The organism is Varibaculum vaginae, from assembly GCF_900604285.1.
GTDB classification, from domain to species: Bacteria; Actinomycetota; Actinomycetes; order Actinomycetales; family Actinomycetaceae; genus Varibaculum; species Varibaculum vaginae.
The window spans coordinates 288917-310190 of sequence record NZ_UWNY01000002.1 but is presented as its reverse complement, the minus strand read 5'-3'; the positions used below and the strand labels follow the sequence as shown (position 1 = coordinate 310190).

At 53.1% G+C, this 21274-nt stretch carries 17 protein-coding genes and 1 tRNA gene; 3 read left to right on the top strand and 15 right to left on the bottom strand.

The window, feature by feature from the left end:
* Nucleotides 1-9: 9 nt before the first annotated feature.
* The 3 genes from EFB02_RS07165 to hflX form a co-directional block, all read right to left on the bottom strand.
* The gene (locus tag EFB02_RS07165) at nt 10-1002 is read right to left on the bottom strand and encodes an L-lactate dehydrogenase (RefSeq protein WP_122820903.1); all 993 of its coding nucleotides are present in this window, start codon (nt 1000-1002) and stop codon (nt 10-12) included.
* A gap of 125 nt (nt 1003-1127) precedes the next feature.
* A complete protein-coding gene (locus EFB02_RS07160; protein ID WP_122820902.1) occupies nt 1128-3134 on the bottom strand; it encodes an ATP-dependent DNA helicase in 2007 nt (668 codons plus the stop codon).
* On the bottom strand, nt 3135-4640 hold the full coding sequence (gene hflX, locus EFB02_RS07155) for a GTPase HflX (RefSeq protein WP_234992777.1): 1506 nt from the start codon (nt 4638-4640) through the stop codon (nt 3135-3137). It lies immediately after the preceding gene.
* 249 nt (nt 4641-4889) lie between these two features.
* On the opposite strand from hflX, the gene EFB02_RS07150 reads away from it, so the two are divergent.
* A tRNA-Val gene (locus EFB02_RS07150) sits at nt 4890-4963 on the top strand.
* Between the two features lie 399 nt (nt 4964-5362).
* On the opposite strand, the gene EFB02_RS07145 is transcribed toward EFB02_RS07150, so the two are convergent.
* Nucleotides 5363-5791: a DUF3052 domain-containing protein gene (locus tag EFB02_RS07145; protein WP_234992776.1), complete on the bottom strand. Its 429-nt coding sequence runs from the start codon at nt 5789-5791 to the stop codon at nt 5363-5365.
* Nucleotides 5792-6098: 307 nt separating this feature from the next.
* Here EFB02_RS07145 and aceE point away from each other — a divergent pair, with 307 nt between their 5' ends.
* On the top strand, nt 6099-8846 hold the full coding sequence (aceE, locus tag EFB02_RS07140; protein WP_122821049.1) for a pyruvate dehydrogenase (acetyl-transferring), homodimeric type: 2748 nt from the start codon (nt 6099-6101) through the stop codon (nt 8844-8846).
* Nucleotides 8847-9030: 184 nt separating this feature from the next.
* Nucleotides 9031-9360 (top strand): DUF4298 domain-containing protein, encoded by a 330-nt coding sequence (locus EFB02_RS07135; RefSeq protein WP_147471053.1) that lies wholly within the window; start codon nt 9031-9033, stop codon nt 9358-9360.
* Nucleotides 9361-9428: 68 nt separating this feature from the next.
* On the opposite strand, the gene EFB02_RS07130 is transcribed toward EFB02_RS07135, so the two are convergent.
* The 11 genes from EFB02_RS07130 to rlmN form a co-directional block, all read right to left on the bottom strand.
* Nucleotides 9429-10337: a hypothetical protein gene (locus tag EFB02_RS07130; RefSeq protein WP_122820899.1), complete on the bottom strand. Its 909-nt coding sequence runs from the start codon at nt 10335-10337 to the stop codon at nt 9429-9431.
* 244 nt (nt 10338-10581) lie between these two features.
* On the bottom strand, nt 10582-11169 hold the full coding sequence (locus EFB02_RS07125) for a hypothetical protein (RefSeq protein ID WP_122820898.1): 588 nt from the start codon (nt 11167-11169) through the stop codon (nt 10582-10584).
* Nucleotides 11170-11594: 425 nt separating this feature from the next.
* Complete coding sequence (locus tag EFB02_RS07120; RefSeq protein ID WP_160115396.1) at nt 11595-12023, bottom strand: acyl carrier protein; 429 nt, start codon at nt 12021-12023, stop codon at nt 11595-11597.
* Nucleotide 12024: 1 nt separating this feature from the next.
* Nucleotides 12025-12522 (bottom strand): DUF3145 domain-containing protein, encoded by a 498-nt coding sequence (locus tag EFB02_RS07115; RefSeq protein ID WP_122820896.1) that lies wholly within the window; start codon nt 12520-12522, stop codon nt 12025-12027.
* A 445-nt stretch (nt 12523-12967) separates the two neighbouring features.
* The gene (def, locus tag EFB02_RS07110) at nt 12968-13459 is read right to left on the bottom strand and encodes a peptide deformylase (protein ID WP_122820895.1); all 492 of its coding nucleotides are present in this window, start codon (nt 13457-13459) and stop codon (nt 12968-12970) included.
* A gap of 2 nt (nt 13460-13461) precedes the next feature.
* Complete coding sequence (locus EFB02_RS07105; protein WP_122820894.1) at nt 13462-15345, bottom strand: proline--tRNA ligase; 1884 nt, start codon at nt 15343-15345, stop codon at nt 13462-13464.
* Nucleotides 15346-15582: 237 nt separating this feature from the next.
* A complete protein-coding gene (ispG, locus tag EFB02_RS07100; protein WP_122820893.1) occupies nt 15583-16713 on the bottom strand; it encodes a flavodoxin-dependent (E)-4-hydroxy-3-methylbut-2-enyl-diphosphate synthase in 1131 nt (376 codons plus the stop codon).
* Between the two features lie 153 nt (nt 16714-16866).
* Entirely contained in the window at nt 16867-18156 is a 1290-nt protein-coding gene (locus EFB02_RS07095; RefSeq protein ID WP_122820892.1) for a M50 family metallopeptidase, read from the bottom strand.
* A gap of 9 nt (nt 18157-18165) precedes the next feature.
* Entirely contained in the window at nt 18166-19383 is a 1218-nt protein-coding gene (dxr, locus tag EFB02_RS07090; RefSeq protein WP_122821048.1) for a 1-deoxy-D-xylulose-5-phosphate reductoisomerase, read from the bottom strand.
* 52 nt (nt 19384-19435) lie between these two features.
* Nucleotides 19436-19987 carry a DivIVA domain-containing protein gene (locus EFB02_RS07085; RefSeq protein WP_122820891.1) on the bottom strand — a complete coding sequence of 184 codons (552 nt, stop codon included), beginning with the start codon at nt 19985-19987 and terminating at the stop codon, nt 19436-19438.
* A complete protein-coding gene (gene rlmN, locus EFB02_RS07080) occupies nt 19984-21189 on the bottom strand; it encodes a dual-specificity RNA methyltransferase RlmN (protein WP_122821047.1) in 1206 nt (401 codons plus the stop codon). The genes EFB02_RS07085 and rlmN overlap by 4 nt, the downstream gene beginning before the upstream one ends.
* Between the last annotated feature and the right edge of the window lie 85 nt (nt 21190-21274).

The following is a 21274-nucleotide window of genomic DNA, read 5'->3' as shown; positions in this document are numbered from 1 at the left end:
TCCCTCTGCTTAGAGCCCAACTGATTTAGCGACCGCAGCAAGTTTCTGGGCACTACGAGTGAGAGCATCACGCTCATCCAGGGTAATTGGGGGATCTAATACTCGCCCGACTCCGGAGCGTCCTACCAAAGTAGGAGCCGCCATACATACCCCGGAAATCCCATTCCAGTTATCGAGCAGGGAAGATACCGTCAACACTCTGTCTTCATCGCGCATAACTGCAGAAATAATATTGGTGACGGAAAGTCCGATCGCAAAGTTAGTGACTCCTTTGCCTTCAATGATCCGATAGGCGGATTCCACTACATCTTTCGAGATACGTTTTTGCAGCTTGTCATCAAAGATCCCCCCATTTATCGTCGCTCCCCAACGGGACAGGGGCACATTGCCGATCTCGGCACTGGACCAAAGAGGTACCTCCGAGTCACCGTGCTCACCGGCGATATAGGCATGAATATTTTGAACTGCTACCCCAGTCTCTTGGGAGATTAAGTAGCGCATCCGAGAAGTATCCAGTACTGTACCGGAACCAAACACCTGATGGGAGGGTAATCCGCTCATTTTCAAAGCCATATAGGTGGCAATATCTACTGGATTGGACACCAGAATATAGATGGCGTCAGGGGCGACTTTTAGCACCTTCGGCAAGATAGAGTTCATGATGTTTACCATCGCCTGCACCATGTCCAGGCGCGACTGCCCCGGTTTTTGCTGTGGACCCGCGGTAATCACAATTACATCCGAATCGCGAAGTACCTCCACATCATCCGATCCGGAAATCGAAGCCGCGGGAGTGAACTGAATCCCATGCGCTAGGTCGAGCGCCTCCGCCTCAACTTTGGCTTTGTTGATATCAAAGAGGGCGATTTCACGCGCCGCCCCCTTGATTTGGCAAGCATAGGCGAGGGCGGTTCCTACGAATCCGGCACCTACAATCCCAACTTTTGAACGCCGTGTAAGCATCGACGCGGGGTAGAGAGAATTGGCACGTTCTTTGGACATGGTTTCTCCTTGCGGCTGAAATCTATCTGCTATTTCTAAAGCTACCTGGTTCACAGCGGGATTTTTTGGTGACAAACAACTCAATTGGCTAGGTAGCTTAGCCGTTTGGCTAGTTTTTGTGGCTTTTACTGTTCTGCTGTCTCTGAGGTTTCGAGCCGCTTTAGCGCCCCCAGCACGGTCTGATAATCAGTGGTTCGCCAAAACGGAGGTAACGATTTCAGCAGGTAATTAGCATATCGGGCTCTAGCTAGGCGCTGATCTAACACTGCTACTACTCCCCTGTCGCTGCGGGTGCGTATTAACCGCCCGGCACCCTGTGCCAAGAGCAAGGCAGCATGAGAAAGGGAAACTTCAGAAAATCCGCTACGTCCGGCGGCCTCGGCTGCCCGGGTACGCGCCGAAATATAAGGGTCATTAGGACGAGGAAAAGGTATCCGATCGATAAGCACCAGACGACATTTATCGCCAGGTAAATCCACTCCTTGCCAAAGGGAAAGGGTACCAAAGAGGCAGGATCTTTTGCTGGCAGCAAAGTCAGTTATCAGCTGATTTATCGGCGCTTGTCCTTGCAGAAATATTTGTAAGTCCCCATCCTCCTCGAAATAGTCAGCAGCTTGTTCAGCGGCTCTATAGGAGGAAAATAACCCTAGAACCCCTCCCCCAGATGCTTTGGCCAGTTCTAAGCTTCTTTCCAAGGCTTCAACGCTCAATCCCGATTGGCCTGGTCGCGGCAAATCGGCGGCGACATATAAAATCCCTTGCTTAGGATAGTTAAAAGGACTTCCCAGGTCACTACCTTGCCAACTGTGGCTGTCCCGAAAACCTAAACGCGTGGCAATTACCGCAAACGAGCCTCCAAGCTGCATAGTTGCCGAGGTCAGCACGCATGAATGCCCTTTAAATAGGCGGGCATACAAATCGCCGCCCACATCTAGGGGACCACTGTACAGGCGATGGTTCCCGGTTTTTTCTTCCGCAACCCAAGCTGCCGATTTTTCCGGATCGAAAGCCGCGATAATCTCACAAGCATCTAGAGCCTCTTCTATCTGGGCGAGGACGATGCGCTGCTTTACTCGCTTTTCATCCTCTCCGGCGCTACTGGTGACTTCCCCGGCTATGTCGGATAATTCTATTTGGAGAGCTGTCAAGGCTCTCTCTAGTTCTTCGGGTAGTGTAATAAGTTCCCCCTCTCCCATTTCCTCTATGACTTTCGAAAAATTTTTAGCTGCCTGCTCCAAGGCGGTGACCGGCAGGTGAAAATGTTTACTCACTCCGCGCGCCACTTTTTCTACCCCGCTACCAGACAAGTTAACGCAGGCTTGGGAGCGGGCGCGGGAGGGAAGTTCGTGGGCTTCATCCACGATTAAGAGGTCGAACTCGGGCAATAATTCCGCGCTGGTGAGTGCCTCGATGGATAGTAATGCATGGTTGGTGATGATGATATCGGCATCTTTTGCCTTCAGACGGGCATCCCGGGGAAAACAATCGGTGAAAAATCGGCAAGTTTTCCCTTGACACTGGTTGGGGGAAATCGAAGCTTGCTGCCAGGCAGTTAAGGAAACTCCCCGTTCAAGTTCATCGCGATCCCCACTTTCGGTTTCTTCTGCCCATTCCCGCAGGCGCTGCAACTGTTTACCAATATTGCTGGGAGAATAGTCGACCGCCTCGTAGCTAGGAAACAGTCCTTCGCTTTCCTCTGGAGCCGCTAGCTTCCAGCGACAAATATAATTTGACCAGCCCTTTAACACTGCAACCGTAGGGGGAGGATATCCGAGTTCTCGGCAGGCGCCAACTACGGTAGGAATATCGCAGGTGAGCAACTGACGTTGCAAAGCGAGGGTCGCAGTGGAGATTACTACTCTCTTCCCATGTTCAATCGCCTGCTGGAAAGCTGCTGCCAGGTAGGCGAGGGATTTTCCGGTACCGGTTCCCGCCCCTACCAACTGGCTACCTGGCAAGGAAAAGGAACGAGCTACCAGATTGCACATTTGCACCTGTTCGGCACGTTCACTTCCGCCGATTTGACTGATGCAGGTACTGAGGATTTTTCGCGCCGCCTGGGCGTCTTTGACTCCCCCGCCTTTGCCGGTATCTGCGGTGGCTAATAACGGGGAAGATCCGGGCACGGCCATCTAGGTCGCCGCCTCGAGGATGGCTTGGGCGAGGGCGGGCTCGGCACGTCCGATTACGTGGGTACCGTTTTCTAAGTATTCCACTTTGTCCACGATACCTTCCTCGTGCAACCGGGCTACCAGCGCGGATTGCTCGTAGGGAATCACGTAGTCAATGGGTTTAGCGGGTGGCGGAAGCACCTCACCGATGGCTGCCTGCAACTGGCATACCCCTTGCCCGGTGCGGGTAGATAGCGGGATTGCTCCCTCAATTACGGATTGCAGTGCCCGCAAGTGCAGGGCATCTACCAAATCGGCTTTATTCAGAACGATTATTTCGGGGATTTGGGAGACATGAGGCAGATCTGCGAGCACTTCATGCACGGTTTCTACCTGTTGGACGGGGTTGTGGTGACTAGCATCAACCACATGCACGATTACATCGGCGTATTCAACTTCTTCCAGGGTGGAACGGAAAGCTTCCACCAGTTCATGGGGTAGTTCGTCAATAAAACCTACGGTGTCAGACAAAGTGTAGGTGCGCCCGTCGGGAGTTTCCGCTTGTCGCACGGTGGGATCCAGGGTAGCAAATAGGGCATCTTGCACCATTACATCTGCATCTACCAGGGAATTTAGTAGGGAGGATTTACCGGCATTGGTGTATCCTACGATTACTACTGAGGGCAAGGAACTGCTGAGGCGCCCCTCACGTTTAGTGTCGCGGGCTTTTTTCATTTGTTTGATTTCTCGGCGCAGTTTTGCAATTCGCTTGGTAATCCGCCGACGGTCAGTTTCCAGTTTCGTTTCCCCCGGTCCACGCGCACCGATTCCGGCGCCGCCGGATACACGCCCGCCGGCTTGGCGTGACATTGACTGTCCCCAACCGCGAAGACGAGGGAGCAGATATTGCAATTGTGCCAGCTCCACCTGGGCTTTACCTTCCCGGGAGGAGGCGTGTTGGGCAAAAATATCCAGGATAACGGCGGTGCGGTCAATCACTTTTACTTTGACTTGGTCTTCCAATCCCCGCCGCTGGGAAGGTTGTAGTTGCGCATTTACGATCACGGTATCGGCTCCGAGCACCGCTACCTGTTCGGCTAAATGCTTAGCTTTCCCGCGTCCTACAAAAGTTGCGGCGTCTGGGGCGCTGCGTCGCTGTAAGGCCGCACCTACCAGCTGTGCCCCTGCAGTTTGGGCGAGCGCCGCTAGTTCGGTCAGGGACTGTTGAGCAGCGGCGCGATCCGAATCATAGATACCGACTAAGAAAACTTTTTCTAACTGTACCCGCCGATACTCAACCTCGGATATATCCAGATCCGAGGCATTTGTCCGTTGAAATTCTTCACGTAATTTTCGGGAGAAATCCCCACCGTGAGAGCTTTGTTTTGTCAGGGCAGTACTGGCCCAATCCAGCAGCTCGAGGCCTTCTTTAGGGGTGTTTGATTCCGGATAGTACCGTGCGGATTTTTCGGGGACGGTTCCCTGGTAGCCATCAGTTTGATATTGACTCAAACTGCGGTCACGCACGCGGCGCACCAGGTCATAGGCTCTGTCCAGGTCTTGTTTGCTTACTTCGGTTTTCGCAGGTATTTGTGCCGCCTCCCTTGGTGCTCTGGGCTTACTTCATTTTCCCATGACCTTGCGTTAGCTGCAAAAGGCCGCTGAAAAATGTGGGCAGTGGAATCTCTCTGGGGACTTGGCTGACCAGGTTCGACACATCTCACAGTCCAAGAAGTTTGTTTATCCCGCGCTATTAGGTATTCTTTAACAGGTCTAGGGCCTATAGCTCAGTTGGTTAGAGCGTCACGTTTACACCGTGGATGTCGGGGGTTCGAGTCCCTCTGGGCCCACAATGAGGAACCCGAACGGTACGAAAACCGTTCGGGTTTTCGTATTAGTGAGGGCGACGAAATTGTGTGTAATCCCGCCAGGGATTACTAACACCAGAAGAACTCGAACGGCAAGCTAGCTTGTCAGTGAGAGAGAGGAAACGGCACGCAGCACGAAGTGTTGTGAGCACAATGAGGAACCCGAACGGTACGAAAACCGTTCGGGTTTTCGTATTAGTGAGGGCGACGAAATTGTGTGTAATCCCGCCAGGGATTACTAACACCAGAAGAACTCGAACGGCAAGCTAGCTTGTCAGTGAGAGAGAGGAAACGGCACGCAATCCCATCAGGGATTAGCTAAACCGCCTCCGCCTGGGGTGACGTTTGATTATTGAAGTTACCGGAGGAAATCTCTGCCGCTTAGCGACCGCGAGAAACTATTTGGGTGCCCGCCCAATGTGCAGAAATCACATCAGAGGTGGTGGGATTCATCCCTGCTGTTTTTGCGGCCTCTTCGATTAGACGCGGGTCAACAGCACCGGGATCGGAAGCAATCGGGCTGAGCACCCAGATCAATCCTCCTTGATCCATATTGCCCATCGCGTCCATCAACGCATCGGAGAGATCATCAGCATCGCCATCGTCATCGCGCCACCAGATCAGGGCGCCATCAGTCATCGCGGTGAAATCTTCATCTTGGAGATCATCGTCGATTTGATCCATTACGGCTTGGCGAAGATCTTCATCGACATCCTCGTCCCAACCAAATTCCTGAATGACTTGTTCTTTCTTAAACCCCATCTCTGAAACGGATAGGGAACTCTCATGCCTTTCGCGCGTGGTTTCCACGCTCTCTAAGTTACATGATTCCAGCAATAGGAGGAAACGCGTAGGCTACGTTTGAGATAAATGCGCTCTGATCTACCTATTTTTTCTATTTTCTTATTCTTTCCCCATCCCTCCCATCCCCTATTTTCTCTGGTAGAAGAAATTTGAAGCGGATTAGTGGCAAATGGGAACCCTGTCACGCCTTTATTTCCTGCAGGCTTGGCGCCAGGGATGTTATTTGCGTTTGTGGGGAACAGTAGCGAAAGCGACGGAAATAGATAACAATTGGGTGCGTATGGTCTTTTCTGTTGGAGGAGCAACGAAACCTATGAGCGAAAATAAAGCATCACTGGATTCTATACACCAGTTAGCTACTGCCCTACCGGATCCTGATCCCCAAGAAACCCGCGAATGGCTGGATTCATTGGATTATCTGATTAAAGAACGCGGTCCGGAGCGCACTCGTGATCTTTTGTTTCGGATGCTGTCTGCTGCGGGTGAGCAAAACGTGGCAGTGCCAGCTAACCTGAATACACCTTTTACTAACACAATTAAGCCGCATGATGAACCGACTTTCCCTGGCGATGAACGTATCGAACGCGACTATCGCCGCTGGATGCGTTGGAATGCGGCAGTACAGGTGACTCGAGCGCAACGCCCAGGGGTTCACGTGGGGGGCCATATTTCTTCCTATGCCTCGATTTCCACTCTTTACGAAGTGGGTTTTAACCATTTCTTCCGAGGTAAGTCGCACCCAGGTGGGGGCGACCACATTTTCTTCCAAGGCCATGCCTCCCCTGGTATTTACGCCCGTGCATTTTTAGAGGGACGTCTATCTGAGGAAGATATGGATGGTTTCCGCCAGGAACTATCGCAGGCACCGCACGGCCTTCCTTCTTATCCGCATCCTCGCCACCTGCCAGAGTTTTGGGAATACCCCACGGTTTCGATGGGGTTAGGACCGGCCGAGGCGATTACTCAAGCTTGGTTTGATACTTATCTAACTAACCGAGGCATAAAAGACTGCTCTGACCAGCACACTTGGGCTTTCCTGGGTGATGGGGAAATGGATGAACCAGAATCGCGGGGGATGCTGCAGCTGGCGGGACAGCAAAAGCTCGACAATCTTACTTTTGTGGTCAACTGCAACCTGCAGCGTTTGGATGGCCCGGTGCGCGGTAATGGACAGATCATTCAAGAACTAGAGTCATTTTTCCGGGGCGCCGGATGGAACGTTATCAAAGTGATTTGGGGGCGCGGTTGGGATCGCTTGCTGGCCAAGGATCACGACCATGCACTACTGAAAGTTATGACTGAATGCCTGGATGGCGACTACCAGACTTTCAAAGCCAATGATGGCGCTTACGTACGCAAACATTTCTTCGGACGCGATCCCCGCACCGCGAAAATGGTGGAGGATTGGACCGACGAAGAGATTTGGGATTTGCGGCGAGGCGGTCACGATTACCGCAAGGTTTATGCTGCCTATCATGCAGCGATGACGCATAAGGGGCAGCCGACTGTAATCTTGGCGCACACTATTAAGGGGTATGTGCTGGGTGAGACTTTCGCGGGGCGCAACTCTACTCACCAGATGAAGAAGCTGACTTTGAAAGATTTGAAGGCGCTGCGGGATCGGTTGCATATTCCAATTACAGATGAGGAACTGGAGAAAGATCCGCAGCTACCTCCCTATTACCGTCCCCCACAGGATCATCCTTCTTTGCAATATATGTTTGAACGGCGGGAAAAGTTGGGCGGGTTCTTACCTTCGCGTCCTAAAGAACGCAATCAGATGCAGATTTCTTTGCCTGATCCTACAGTTTATGACGTACTCAAAGGCGGTTCCGGCAAGCAGAAAGTTGCTACCACCATGGCGCTGGTGCGCCTAATGAAAGAGTTTTTGAAAGATGAGGAGTTCGGCAAACGGATTGTACCGATTGTTCCGGACGAAGCGCGCACTTTCGGGATGGACTCGATGTTCCCCTCGGCGAAGATTTATAACACCCTGGGCATGAATTACACCGCTGTCGATGAAAATTTGATGCTGCATTATTCGGAGGGGCGGGATGGCCAGATTCTACATCCCGGGATTAACGAGGCTGGTGCGGCGGCTGCTTTCCAGGTTGCGGGTACTTCCTATATGTCTAACGGGGAACCGATGATTCCCTTCTACCTGTTCTATTCGATGTTTGGTTTCCAGAGGACGGGTGACCAGTTCTGGGCGGCAGGAGATCAACTGGCGCGGGGTTTTGTCATTGGTGGAACCGCGGGACGTACCACTTTGACCGGTGAGGGTTTGCAGCATGCTGATGGACATTCCCCGGTTATTGCTGCTACTAACCCGGCATTTGTGCAATATGATCCGGCTTACGCTTACGAACTGCGGCATATTATTCGTGACGGGCTACAACGAATGTATGGGGATGGCTCCGATGGCCGTGACCAGAACGTCATGTACTATCTGACGGTTTATAACGAGGCGATTCAACAGCCGGCAGAACCCGAGGGAGTTGATGTTGAGGGAATTTTGCGTGGCATGTATGCCTTGACTGGCCACTATGAAAATGGCGGCCCGAAGGTAGAGTTACTGGCTTCAGGGATTTCGGTTCCTTGGGCGTTGCAGGCGCAAAATCTTTTGTTGCAGGATTGGGGGGTTGATGCTGCGGTCTGGTCGGTGACCAGCTGGCATGAGCTGCGCCGAAATGGCATGGAATGCGATCGCCATAACCTGATTCATGCGGATGAAGACTATCACCTACCCTACGTTACTCAGCGGCTGCGCCATGCGAACGCGCCGGTTGTTGCGACTTCAGATTATGACCATCTGGTTCCCGATATGATTCGCCCTTGGGTACCGGGACGCTATAAGGTCTTGGGTGCCTCTGATTTCGGGTATTCCGATACGCGTGCCGCCGCACGTCGCCACTTCTTGATCGACGCGGAGTCCCTGGTGGTTCAGGCTTTGGAGGCTTTGAATGAGGACGGGATTCTCCCGGATCGTTCAGTGGTTTCTCAAGCAGTAAAGCGCTATGACCTGTTGAATCCGAATGCCGGTTCTTCTGGCGAACAGTAATAGCTGACACCAATCGCATCCGGGGGTGCTCACCGCACGGTGAGCACCCCCAACTTTTTGCTATTTTACCGACATGAACAACCCCGGTTTTCTGCGACTTACTCCTTGTTTCTGATGCACTGGTACCACCATCCCGTATGAGTCTCAATAAGCAGGAAGCGGCAGGGTGTGGGAGGATAACGCTATGGAAAAAGCCGAAGCTTCTGCAAAGACAGGGAAACGGGTTTCTCAGATGGAGGCGGCGCTGGTGCGCCTAAATGACGCGATTGCAACTGTCGAGGGCGCCCTCGATACCTACGAGCAGATGTGGGATGATTATCGCGCCTTAGATAAGTATTATTCCGGGAAAGACTGGTGGGAGGATTTAGAAGCCGACAACCAGGGGCTTTTGCCGGAAGATTTGCCGCGCGGCGTCCTTTCCGAGGACGCCGTCTACGACGCCCTCGGCGACGCCGAAGCCCTCCGCGAGCGTTTATCAGAAATGGTGCATTCTGAGCAGATAAAAGCTGATTAAAGATAGCTATCCACCTTGACGTATCAGTACCGATGGATAGTTCCTAGCCGTTCCTACATTTATTTAATTTAGCGAAGCGTATTGCCTGCTGCCCAGCTGTTCCAGCCGAAGTCTTTCGGGGTGAAAGTGGGGCTGTTAGCGGTGCCCACGCTCTTAATATCCATCGTTTTGGTGACGGATTTGGGTTTGCCCCCATAGAATCCATCCCAGTTAAGCACCAGCGAGGCTTTCAGGTCTTCGACCGGCCCAGACCCTTCCGCAGTGGTACGAACCTGGTCATAAAGCCCCTGGGTGCCTCCTGCAACCCCTGGCGCCCCCTGGGCGGCGGTAGCAACTTTCAGCTTGTATCCTTCCGGCTCGAACTCGTTTAACGCGATACAAACCGACCTAGCCCCCAACGGGCTAGCTGCCGCAACTCTCTTCGCTTCAGTCAAACCCGCATCATAAACCTTGTTAAGATATTTACTCGTGTAACCGGTGAATTTGTTCCAAGCGTTAGCCTTATTCCAGGTGGGGTCCCAACGGTCAACAAACAAAGACCCGGCAACGTTCCAAGAAATCCATTGCCCCCCGGCCTTACCAAGAGTCATATAGAGGCCGACTACGCGGGCTTTCTTAGCCTGACCATTAGAACGCGCAATCGCCTTACTCATAGCGGTGTTGCAGGCTGTATCGGCGTATTTTTGCACATCCGCCCGGTTCATCGACCCGCCCAAACGGCCAGCGATCTGGTCAACCCAATAGTTAGTGGAGGCCTGCCCCCAACCCTGCATCGGGTCTTCTCTCCGAGCATAGTTGTCCCCGGCGACTAGCACATAGGCGGAAGCATCCCCGCCCTTACCATCTAGAGCACCGGTGCCACCACCAGTTTCCGGGTCGCCAGCAAACGCAGCTCCCGGAGCCGCCAGGGAACAAAGCCCCACCGTAGCCGCAAGAGCGCCCGTCAGTAAAGAATTAATGACTTTCTTTTTAGCCATTACTACCCTCTTTCTTAACGCAATCTTTCCGGAGGACCTTCCTCCAATACTTGCTATGCGTACACGGGTCTTTTCGCACAAAAGAGCAGTTAGAGGTTGCCAAGGCAGAGAAAAGAATAGCTCGCGTACCAAGCCCCCCCTGTGGCGACGGTTCGCGGCTGCAGGCCTTGGTTATGCAACCCGCAAATATGCTTTCAGCCCTAGCAGATTGCTAGGGCTGAAAGCATTAAACATTAAGTTAGAACTATTTGCAGAACACCTCGTCACCAATCATGGTGCAAGTCCCCGGCCTATCAGGGGGAGTATTTGCTTCGTTGCGTTTCACATCGTCAAACCAGGGGTCGTAGCTTGACGCCCAATCCCAGGCACCTCCGCCACCCCCGCCGGAGTAACCCCCGCCGGAATATCTCCCGCCAGAGTATCCTCCGCCGGAATACCCCCCGCCAGAGTATCCCCCGCCAGAGTAACCACCGCCAGAGTATCCGCCACCAGAGTATCCGCCACCAGAATATCCACCGCCAGAATATCCACCGCCAGCTTGGTAGCCACCGCTTGCCTGAGTGCCAGCAGAGGGACCAGCCCCGGCTTCTCCCTCACCGGACTCAGCCTTAGCCGCAGCCTCCTTTTCCGCCTTCACCTTGGCCGCATACGACTTAGCCGCCTTAGAACGCCGCTCAGAAAGCAACACCTGATGCTCCTTATCCATCTGAGAAACAGTGGGCATCTTGTGTACCGGAGCACCCGCCGCCTTAGGAGCACTAGAGGCACACCCGGACATACCAAACGCCAAACCTAGGCTAGCAACAGCAATCAAAACCTTGTGAGTATTCATCATCTTTCCTTTCACTTGTAGTCAATGAACTTCTCACTTTCCTATATGTGGCGCATCGGTGAAATGCCAGGTACGAAGTGATACCCCCAGACAAAAGATACACGTATTTATTATATAGCTCTAAGAATGATATTACTAGCAATTATGCGCAGCAATAGTTAGCTACCACCACCGCCAACTAACAGCCCGAGAATCTAGGGGGGGGGAAGACTGGGGCAAAACGTAAGCCTTAAAAACAAAGCGAGAAATACAAAAAATAATCCGGCGAGAGGAAAATCTTTCCTCTCGCCGGAAGGATGTTAGGTTATTGTATTTTTAAAATTAGCTCAGATTTATCCACATTAAAGCTCCGACACGCCCAAATGCCAAATTTTATTCATTTAAAAAAGTAATAAATTCCCGGCACCGAATTCACAGTTTTGTTTTTATTGATTTTGATAAAGGCGCGCCAACTCACCCAAAGTTTTACATTCCGTGATCTGGGTGTCGGAGCGTTTTTCGCCCAGCTCCCCCTCGAGCCGCGCCACTACCGCATATAGTGACAGATCATCGAAATCTAGCTGCGCTCTCAGCTCCGTCTCTGGCAGCAAACTCTCAGGGTCGCATTCAATCTCCGAGGCAACAGCCTCTAAAAGACAGACTATAACTGCCGGGTCGCCGCTAAAGTTTTCCCAGGCGAAAGGAATTTCTCCCGAGGACGCACCTGCGTCACTATCCCCACTTTCCTCAGAAACCGCCTCAGATTCCGAGGCAGGAGCACATTCGCCCTCTCCCCCACTTTCGCCCTCCAAGCCACCAGGCAGGTTTTTACCAAAATCAGCGAGCGCGGCTAGCGCATCAGCATCTAAAGCCATCTCATCCCACCCGGTGCAACCAGCGCACTGGCGCGCCCGCTCCCGCGTAGCGGAAAGGCTCGAGCTCCTCATCCCAGGCGGTTCCCAGCGCCAAGTCCAGCAAACGTCGCAGCTCTTCTTGGCTTCCTTGAGCAAGGGCAGCACGCACCCGATCCTCGGGCACCACCACATTTCCCACCACATCAGTCTGGGCATGGAAGATTCCCAGATCGGGGGTATATGACCAGCGTCCCCCGTTATTGTTCACCGAGGCGTCCTCAGTTACCTCGAAACGCAAGTGTTCCCAGCCGCGCAAGGCGGAGGCGAGTTTTGCGCCAGTACCAATCTGCCCGACCCAGGATAATTCCGAGCGGAACATTCCCGGTTGCGCAGGTTGTTCTGTCCACTCTAAGTTGACGCGTTGATCTAGAACTGCGCCAACTGCCCATTCCACGTGACTAGAAAGCGCACGAGGGCATGAGTGTACGAAAAGTACACCGCGGGTGTAATCCTTGTTCATCGCTTCTCCTTTAGTGTTCGCAAGGTTCGTCTTCCCCAACGGCCTATGCGCCTCAAAGAGTGATGACACGCGGTGTCTCACTATCCATTTTGCCCTCGATAGCGAGTTTCAACAAGCCTAAAAGCCCCTGACCGGCAATGTTGTGACCACTGAGGCTAATGTTACATCTGTTGTTTTGTGAGGAGGGGATGTCCAAGGCGTGGGGGCTATATTTGTCCGAGCAGGCTAGGCGGGCGTAAAACTCGAAAAGGCTCGGGTATTTTTCGAGTTTTGGGCAGGAGGATAAACCCAGCCCTCGCGCTAACTTAAAACCACCAGGCTCTTAGCATGGGCGAGGTCGGGGAAAGATGCGAGAGGGGGCTTGAGACGAGCGCAGCAAGGCTCACCGGGGTCCCCCGAGTACTTTCCCCGACCTCGACCCAAAAGGAAACTGAACTTTAAGTAGCTACAGGCCTTTTTCGCGGATCTTTTTGAAAGCTTTCCGACGCGTTAACCGATCCAGGCGATCAAGGTAGAGATGCCCATCCAAGTGATCACATTCATGCTGGATGCAACGTCCCATCAGCTCTTCGCCCTCAACCACCTTCGGCTTGCCATCCAAGTCAATTCCTTCGGCACGCGCATACCAGGCACGCTGGCAAGGGAAGTAGAATCCCGGCACCGACAGACAGCCTTCATCACCGTCTTGATATTCGTCCTCTGATACCGCCACTAAACGCGGATTCAAAATATAGTCAATTTCCCCGTCAATGTTCCAGGAGAAAGCGCGTAGCCCCACCCCAATTTGGTTGGCGGCAAGCCCGGCGCGTCCATCGGCATCCACAGTTTCCAGCAGATCTTCTACTAGCTGTTTTATATGTTCATCGATTTCACCCACCGGTTCGCAGGGGGTACGTAATATCGGGTCACCAATTACTCTGATATCTCTAAAAGCCACTTTTATTCCTCTCCACGCACCAGCTGATCAGAATCGCCTGCCACCAAGCTGGCGGGTGAAAATGCTTCTGCCCGCGCATCTGCTTCCTCAAGATCTCTGCGCACCTTGTCGCTTAGGAATTGGAAGGCGTCCGCAAAGGCGATTTCTTGACGCTCACCAGTGGCACGGCAACGAACTTCCACGGTTCCAGATTGCATTCCCCGCCCGATTACTACCAACCAGGGCATACCAAGTAGTTCCGCGTCCTTGAATTTTACCCCGGCAGATACTTTCTTGCGGTCATCAATCAAAGTATCGACCCCAGCCGCGGTGAGCTGGTCTCCCAGCGTCTGCGCAGCCTCAAAAAGTTCTGCCCCTTTACCGGTTACCAATACGTGTACCTGGAAGGGAGCCACATTGGTTGGCCATTTTAGCCCAAGCTCATCATGATATTCTTCGGCAATGGCCGCCATTACCCGGGAGACCCCAATCCCATAGGATCCCATGGTCACTACTTGGGATTTCCCATTTTGATCCAGCACGTTAAGCCCCAGGGCTTTAGAGTATTTCTTTCCGAGGGCGAATATATGCCCAATTTCGATTCCCCGGGCAGTCTGTAGAGTTCCAGAACCATCGGGAGCCGGATCCCCATCCCGAACTTCGGCGGCTTCAATAAACCCGTCGGCATGGAAATCTCTACCGGCCACCAGGTGATAAAGGTGGGTGTCTTCTTTGCCGGCACCCGCGATCCATTCAGTGCCTTCCACTACTCGCGGATCCAGGAGCAGGCGGGGGCTTCCGGAGATATTTCCGTCCTCGTCTAGTTTCCTATCGGGATGGTCGGGGCCGGCGCAGGTCGGGCCAGTAAATCCGGGAACAATATTGGGGTAAGCAGCCATATCTTCCGGGGTAGCCATCTCTACGTCAGCTCCCAAAGAGGCCTCGAGACGGCGCATATCGATTTCACGATCCCCGGGTACTCCCAGCAGCAGTACTTCTCGTTTGCCATCCGCATAGGTGGCGGCAACCATGAAGGCTTTCAAAGTATCCGCTTTAGTCCAGGCGCGACCATCTTCGCGCGGAAAATGCTCATTCGAGTAATCTACTACCGCTTCAATAGTGTGTGCACCGGGGGTTTTACGTTCAATTGCGGCGGGAACCTGCGAATAATCTTGCGGCTCCGGAGCAATGGTGGTCACGGCCTCCACATTGGCGGCATAGCCACCTTCCGAACGCACAAAAGTATCTTCCCCAATGGCGCAGGGGAAAATAAATTCTTCCGAGCGGGAGCCTCCCATAGCACCCGCCATCGCGGAACAAATCACAAACTCGAGCCCCAGCCGCGAGTAAATCCGCTGATAAGCGCGACGCTGTTGCTGATAGGAAGCCTCTAGCCCTTCATCGTCGATATTGAAAGAATAGGCATCCTTCATAATGAATTCGCGTCCGCGAATCAGGCCTGCCCGAGGACGCGCCTCGTCCCGATATTTTTCCTTAATCTGGTAAAGGACGACCGGCAAATCCTTGTAAGAAGAATAAAAGTCTTTCACCAAAAGGGTGAACATTTCTTCGTGAGTGGGTGCTAACAGATAGTCAGCCCCCTTGCGGTCTTGCAGTTTAAACAGGGAAGACCCGAACTCTTCCCAACGGTTGGTCGCTTCATAAGGTTCGCGTGGCAAAAGTACCGGGAAAGCCACTTCTAGGGCTCCAATCCGATCCATTTCTTCGCGCACCACCGCTTCTACCCGCCGAATCGTGCGCAATCCCAACGGGGTCCAGGTGTAAATCCCGGGCGCGGCACGGCGAATATAGCCCGCGCGCACCAGTAGTTTATGGGAATCCACCTCGGCGTCTACCGGATCTTCCCGCAAAGTCCTAACAAAATAAGTCGACATATTGTAAGCCACGTTTGCCAGTTTAGTAGATGATCCAAAGGAACCTAAACCGCGCCGTCCCTACAGGAGTGGGAAAAGACACGAGAGGGGAATGCTATTAAGCGCGTGAGCAGATTTATGCCGAGGGGAAGGCTCCGGGCGTTAAATCCGTGAAAATGCCAAGGCATTTTCCGGATTTCGGGGCGTGAGGCAAAATCTGCTCACGCGCATTACTGAACCCTTAGGCTTTCCCGCTCCTGCCTAACGAGACTATACGGTTACCTCGACTTCGCCGGAGCCTTCTTCTAGACCTAGCAGCTCGGCTTGGCGATGTGCCTCCGCAATCAGGGTGGACACGATTTCCTCCTCGGGAACCGTCTTTATCACTTTGCCTTTGATAAAAATCTTGCCTTTGCCGTTACCACTGGCTACCCCGAGATCAGCCTCACGCGCCTCACCAGGGCCATTTACAATGCATCCCATGACCGCTACTCGCAACGGTACTTTGATTTCGTCTTTAAGGGCATCTGTAACCTGATTGGCTAGGGTACAAACGTCTACCTGTGATCGCCCACAAGAGGGACAGGAAACAATCTCCAGGGTGCGTTCTTTTAGCCCCATCGACTGCAAAATTTCAACGCCAACTTTTATTTCTTCCACCGGATCGGCAGACAGGGAAACCCGGATGGTATCCCCGATTCCTTGACGTAGCAAGGCACCGAAAGCGGTCGCTGATTTGATAGTGCCTTGGAATTGGGGCCCGGCTTCAGTAACCCCGAGGTGCAGCGGCCAATCCCCCATTTCACTGAGTATTTCATAGGCACGAATCATGGTTATCGGGTCATGATGTTTTACTGAAATTGCAAAATCATGAAAATCGTATTGCTCGAATAGGCGTGCCTCGTTAACCGCAGATTCTGCTAACGCTTCCGGGGTAGCTTTTCCGTGACGCGCCATTACCCGCGGATCGAGCGAACCCGCATTAATTCCAATCCGCAGAGCGGTGCCATGTTTACGGGCACATTTGGTGATTTCTTCAACTTGGTCATCGAATTTGCGGATATTTCCGGGGTTAACCCGCACGCCGGCGCACCCGCCTTCAATCGCGGCAAACACATATTTGGGTTGAAAATGAATGTCAGCAACCACCGGAATAGTAGATTTTTCGGCGATTATCGGCAGCGCCTGGGCATCATCGGCACTGGGACAGGCCACCCGGACAATATCGCAACCGGCCGCCGTTAACGCCGCAATCTGCTGTAAGGTGGCACCAATATCGGTGGTTTTGGTGGTGCACATGGACTGCACACTGATTGGGGCATCTCCCCCGATGGCTACGTTTCCGCAATGAATCTTGCGGGTTTTTTTCCGCGGGAAACCCATCGGTTTTACTTCCGGCATTCCTAGTTCAACACTCACGTTCCTATTATGACGCCTGAGCCGCTAAACCCCTACTTTCCCCAACCCTTCCCCCTCTACCTGCGCTAATACCACGGTCTTTATAGGGCATCTGGATGCAGCTAGGATCAAAAACCCTAGCAATATCGCAAGAGGCTATGGCAAGCTAATCGGATCAACGATATCTGCGACCATCAGCAGCACTGTCATCGCAATCAACAGTCCTGCCACCACATAGGTGAGTGGTACAGCTTTCGCAGCATCGATTGGCCCCGGCGCAGGGCGAGAACGCAGCCGCGCATAGCCATTCTTGATTCCTTGCCAACAGGCACCGGCAATATGTCCCCCATCTAAGGGCGGTAGCGGAATCAGATTAAATACAAACAGCGCCATATTTAACGAAGCCAGCAGAGAAAGCATTCCTCCCGCGCGGTCAGCTAGAGTTATTTGGGTAGCCGGAGCGGAACCGATTTCCCCGGCGATGCGCCCTACCCCTAGCACCGACATAATCCCAGAGCTATCTCGCGGGGAGTCGGTAAATACCGCAACCCCTACGTCCCATACGGCAACCGGTAGTTTTAATACTACTGCTGCGGTTTGGTAAAACATTTGCCACATGGTTTGCCCATAGGTGGCAAGTCCAGTGCTTTGACGCTCCGAACGCGCATAGAGGCCGGCTTTCCCCTCCACCCCGGAAAGCTGAAGGTCAATTACTTCTCCTCCGCGCCGCACCGAAACGGTAGCATCTCCCCGAGTAGCCTGCGCATATTTTCGCAGGTCTTCCCAACTGTTGATTTTCTTACCGTTCCAGGCAAGTAGAACATCCCCGGATTTAATCCCGGCTTTAGCTCCCGGAGAAGGCTGAGCTCCTGTTTGGGAACAATCGACTACTTGACCGGCTTTTAGGCACACTGCTTTATCGACGGTGGTGGTGGGAGTGGCAATCCCAATTCCCAGCATCGCTACCCCCATCAGTACGAACGCTAGGAATAGATTCATAACTGGCCCGCCGAACATAACTACCAGGCGGTGGCGCACCGGCAGGTTATAAAAAGCTCGGGAACGTTGCTCCCGGGGAATTTCAGCTAGCGAGGTATCCCGGGCTTCCTGCGACCAAGTAGGAACCAAGCTGTCTGCTTGTTGCGGATCCAGTGCACGTGCCTGGCGTACCGAGAGTTTCTTGCCGTCAAGTTTGTATCCAAATTGATCAGGGTCACCCGGTCCATACATTCCCAGGATCCGACAGTAACCCCCCAGGAGTACGGCTTTTACCCCGTACTCGGTTTCCCCACGTTTGCGCGAAAACAGGGTGGGCCCAAAACCAATCATGAACTGGGGAACTAGCGCCCCAAATTTCTTAGCGGGCAATAGATGCCCACATTCGTGCAGGCCAATAGAGATAAGTAGCCCAATAACCAAAATTATTATTCCCAGCAAAAACGCCATGGGGGTAGCCTACCTAGTGTTTATGACAATTTCCTGAGCCCTAGTTTTCGCCCAAGTTTGTACGTTCATGATTTGCGTTAAATCCGGATTATCAATACCGACATGTTCAGATAATACTTGCGCCAGAGAATCCACTATTTTCAGGTAAGGTAGGTTTCCTTTCAGGAAGGCCGCTACGAACACTTCATTGGCGGCGTTATAGACCGCCGGGTGAGTAGCCGAAGCTGCCACTGCCTGCCGCGCTAGTTTTATCGCCGGGAAAGTCTCATGATCTACCGGCTCAAACTGCCACTGCTGGGTCTTGGTGAAATCCAGGGGCATGACTGTTTTTTCCAGGCGCACCGGCCAATCTAACCCCAAGGCAATCGGTAGACGCATATCCGGTGGGGAGGCCTGCAAAATAGTAGCCCCATCCCGCCAGGTAACCCCGGAATGAATAATCGACTGGGGGTGAATCACCGGCACAATATTTTCGGGAGCAACATCAAACAGCAAATGCGCCTCTATCAGCTCTAACCCCTTGTTCACCAAAGTTGAAGAATTAATAGTGACTACTGGCCCCATCGACCAGGTGGGGTGATTAAGAGCCTGCTGCGCGTTAACTTCTGCTAAGTCTGCCCGTTTCTGCCCCCGAAACGGCCCGCCAGAGGCAGTGAGAATAATCTGGCTAACTTCACTGCGCCCATCCTGGTTTACACTGGTCAGTCCCTTATGATGCACGCCAGAAGCCAAAGCCTGGGCAATCGCCGAGTGTTCTGAATCCACCGGCACAATCTGGCCAGGGCGTCGGCAGGCAGCTTTCACCAGGGCACCGCCGACAATCAAAGATTCCTTATTTGCCAGCGCTAAGGTGGCTCCGCTTTCTAGAGCAGCCAAAGTAGGAGCTAGACCCACCCCACCGGTAATTCCATTGAGCACTACCGCCTCGTGACTGGCTCTCCCCGCCAGGAGGGCACTCGCATCTCCCCCAGACAAAATCTCGGGACTATATTTTTCACCGCCAGGAAGTTCCGCAGCTAGTGTAGCAGCGAATTCCTCCCTCTTATCTTGGGAAATTGCCACTATCTGTGGACGGAAGCTCGCAGCTTGGCGCGCCAGTAAAGCTAGGTTAGATCCCCCAGCGCTCAAACCGCGAACGCGAAAACGCTCCAGATTTTGAGTAATTACTGCTAAGGCTTGGGTGCCGATAGATCCGGTGGATCCCAAGATAAAAACGTCCCGCACTATCCCTCCCAAATCACCAGCATTATTTTGACGGTATCTGCGCGCCCACCAGCGGCTATTCTACCGCCAGCAATACTTCTACTGCCCGCGAAAGATAAGCATCAACAACGCCCTCTTTATAGGCTTTTTCATTCTTGGCGGTCTTGAAAGTGGCGCTACGAATCTGAGCAGAAGTCATCCCCTCATCAGAGTCAAAATACTGTGCCAGCTGGTCTAGAAGCTCATCCACCTGAGCAGCGTCATAGCCTTTTCCATCCGGATGGGCAAAACGTTTACCCCGAGGACGGAGCATCCGGGGATACAGAGTAGTTGCCCGCTGCGCCACCCGCTCCATCCAAGCTTGGGAACCGTTAACCGCCACGTTATCCGCACGGTCACGGCGCACGAACGCTGCCTCTAGACGATCCATCGCTTGATCAATAGCGCTCGTCTGATAGCCCCGCCGCACCAGGTCAAAATGGGCACCCCGCACCTGGGCAGCCGAGAATTTTTCCGCAGGCACCCCACCCTCGTAGGCCTTACGAGCCTTAGTGAAAAACTCGTCAACCTGTGCTGGATCGTACCCCCGCGTAAAATAACCGGCTCGCGGAAAGCTGTTCTCACTCATTTGCCAGCCCTCTCCTTCCGAGATTTGGTCGCCAATTGGCCACACGCTCCGTCAATGTCCTGTCCGCGAGTATCACGGATAGTGGTAGTTATACCTTTACTCTCCAGAGTATCCACAAATTCTGCTTGAGCGCGGGATTCACTCGCCGTCCAGATAGATCCCGGAGTGGGATTTAGAGGAATCGGGTTCACATGCGCCCAACCACGCCCGCGAGCATTCAGTAAATCCGCCAACAAGCCCGCCCGCCAAACTTGATCATTCATGTTTTTAATCAGAGCATATTCAATGGAAACGCGCCTGCCGGTAACTTGAAAATACTGGTAGGCGGCATCCAAGAGTTCACTGACCTTGAACCGAGAATTCAAAGGAATCAGCTGATCACGTAATTCGTCATCGGGAGCATGTAAAGAAATAGCCAAGGTGAGAGGGATTTTTTCTTCCGTCAGCTTCTTAATTCCCGGCACCAGCCCCACAGTCGAAACCGTGATTCCCCGCGCCGACATGCCAAACCCCTCCGGAGGATCGGCGATTAACCGGCGTACCGCGCCTAGAACTGCGCGATAATTCACCATGGGTTCCCCCATTCCCATAAACACCACGTTGGAAAGGTTACAGGGAGTTCCGCCAAGCTCGCCCTCCTGACAGGCCTTTCGTGCCAAACGCACCTGTTCCACGATTTCCGCGGTGGAAAGGTTACGAGTCAGCCCCATTTGCCCAGTCGCGCAAAACGGACAGGCCATGCCGCATCCCACTTCACAAGAAATACAGAGAGTAGCGCGGGAAGGATACCGCATCAACACCGACTCTACTTCAGCGCCATCAAATAGACGCCACAGGTATTTGCGAGTCATTCCCCGGTCACCGCTATGAGATATTACTTGCTGAACCAAAGAGGGGAAAGCCAGTTCAGTTAGCTTTTCTCGTCCATTGGCGGGTAAATCTGACATTTGCTGCGGATCAGTAGTCAGATGAGTGAAATAATGCCGGGATAACTGGTCAGCACGAAAAGCTGGGAAGCCAGCATCTTTTAGCAGTTGTTTACGTCCCGCCAGATTAAAATCCGCCAAATGTTCCTGCGGTTTTACCCGCCTAGTTGCTTGAAAGCGCAGTACGGGACGTGCATCCGGGCTACTGGCGCCCTCGGGTACTTGATCGGTGGGCATTACCTGGGCAGGATCGCGGCGAGGACGAGCCCGGCGCATCAATTCTTTATCACTGGCAGCACTCTTGGGGAGGAAGTATTCCTTTCCCCCAGTTTTAACCGTATTTTTCTCCGCTTCCGGGGCT

Excerpts from the sequence above, each read along its gene's own strand:
- EFB02_RS07165 (WP_122820903.1), bottom strand. The coding sequence starts at position 1,002 with ATGTCCAAAGAACGTGCCAATTCTCTCTACCCCGCGTCGATGCTTACA.
- EFB02_RS07160 (WP_122820902.1), bottom strand. The coding sequence starts at position 3,134 with ATGGCCGTGCCCGGATCTTCCCCGTTATTAGCCACCGCAGATACCGGC.
- aceE (WP_122821049.1), top strand. The coding sequence starts at position 6,099 with ATGAGCGAAAATAAAGCATCACTGGATTCTATACACCAGTTAGCTACT.
- EFB02_RS07135 (WP_147471053.1), top strand. The coding sequence starts at position 9,031 with ATGGAAAAAGCCGAAGCTTCTGCAAAGACAGGGAAACGGGTTTCTCAG.
- EFB02_RS07130 (WP_122820899.1), bottom strand. The coding sequence starts at position 10,337 with ATGGCTAAAAAGAAAGTCATTAATTCTTTACTGACGGGCGCTCTTGCG.
- EFB02_RS07125 (WP_122820898.1), bottom strand. The coding sequence starts at position 11,169 with ATGAATACTCACAAGGTTTTGATTGCTGTTGCTAGCCTAGGTTTGGCG.
- EFB02_RS07120 (WP_160115396.1), bottom strand. The coding sequence starts at position 12,023 with ATGGCTTTAGATGCTGATGCGCTAGCCGCGCTCGCTGATTTTGGTAAA.
- EFB02_RS07115 (WP_122820896.1), bottom strand. The coding sequence starts at position 12,522 with ATGAACAAGGATTACACCCGCGGTGTACTTTTCGTACACTCATGCCCT.
- ispG (WP_122820893.1), bottom strand. The coding sequence starts at position 16,713 with ATGCCGGAAGTAAAACCGATGGGTTTCCCGCGGAAAAAAACCCGCAAG.
- EFB02_RS07095 (WP_122820892.1), bottom strand. The coding sequence starts at position 18,156 with ATGGCGTTTTTGCTGGGAATAATAATTTTGGTTATTGGGCTACTTATC.
- EFB02_RS07085 (WP_122820891.1), bottom strand. The coding sequence starts at position 19,987 with ATGAGTGAGAACAGCTTTCCGCGAGCCGGTTATTTTACGCGGGGGTAC.
- rlmN (WP_122821047.1), bottom strand. The coding sequence starts at position 21,189 with ATGCGCCGGGCTCGTCCTCGCCGCGATCCTGCCCAGGTAATGCCCACC.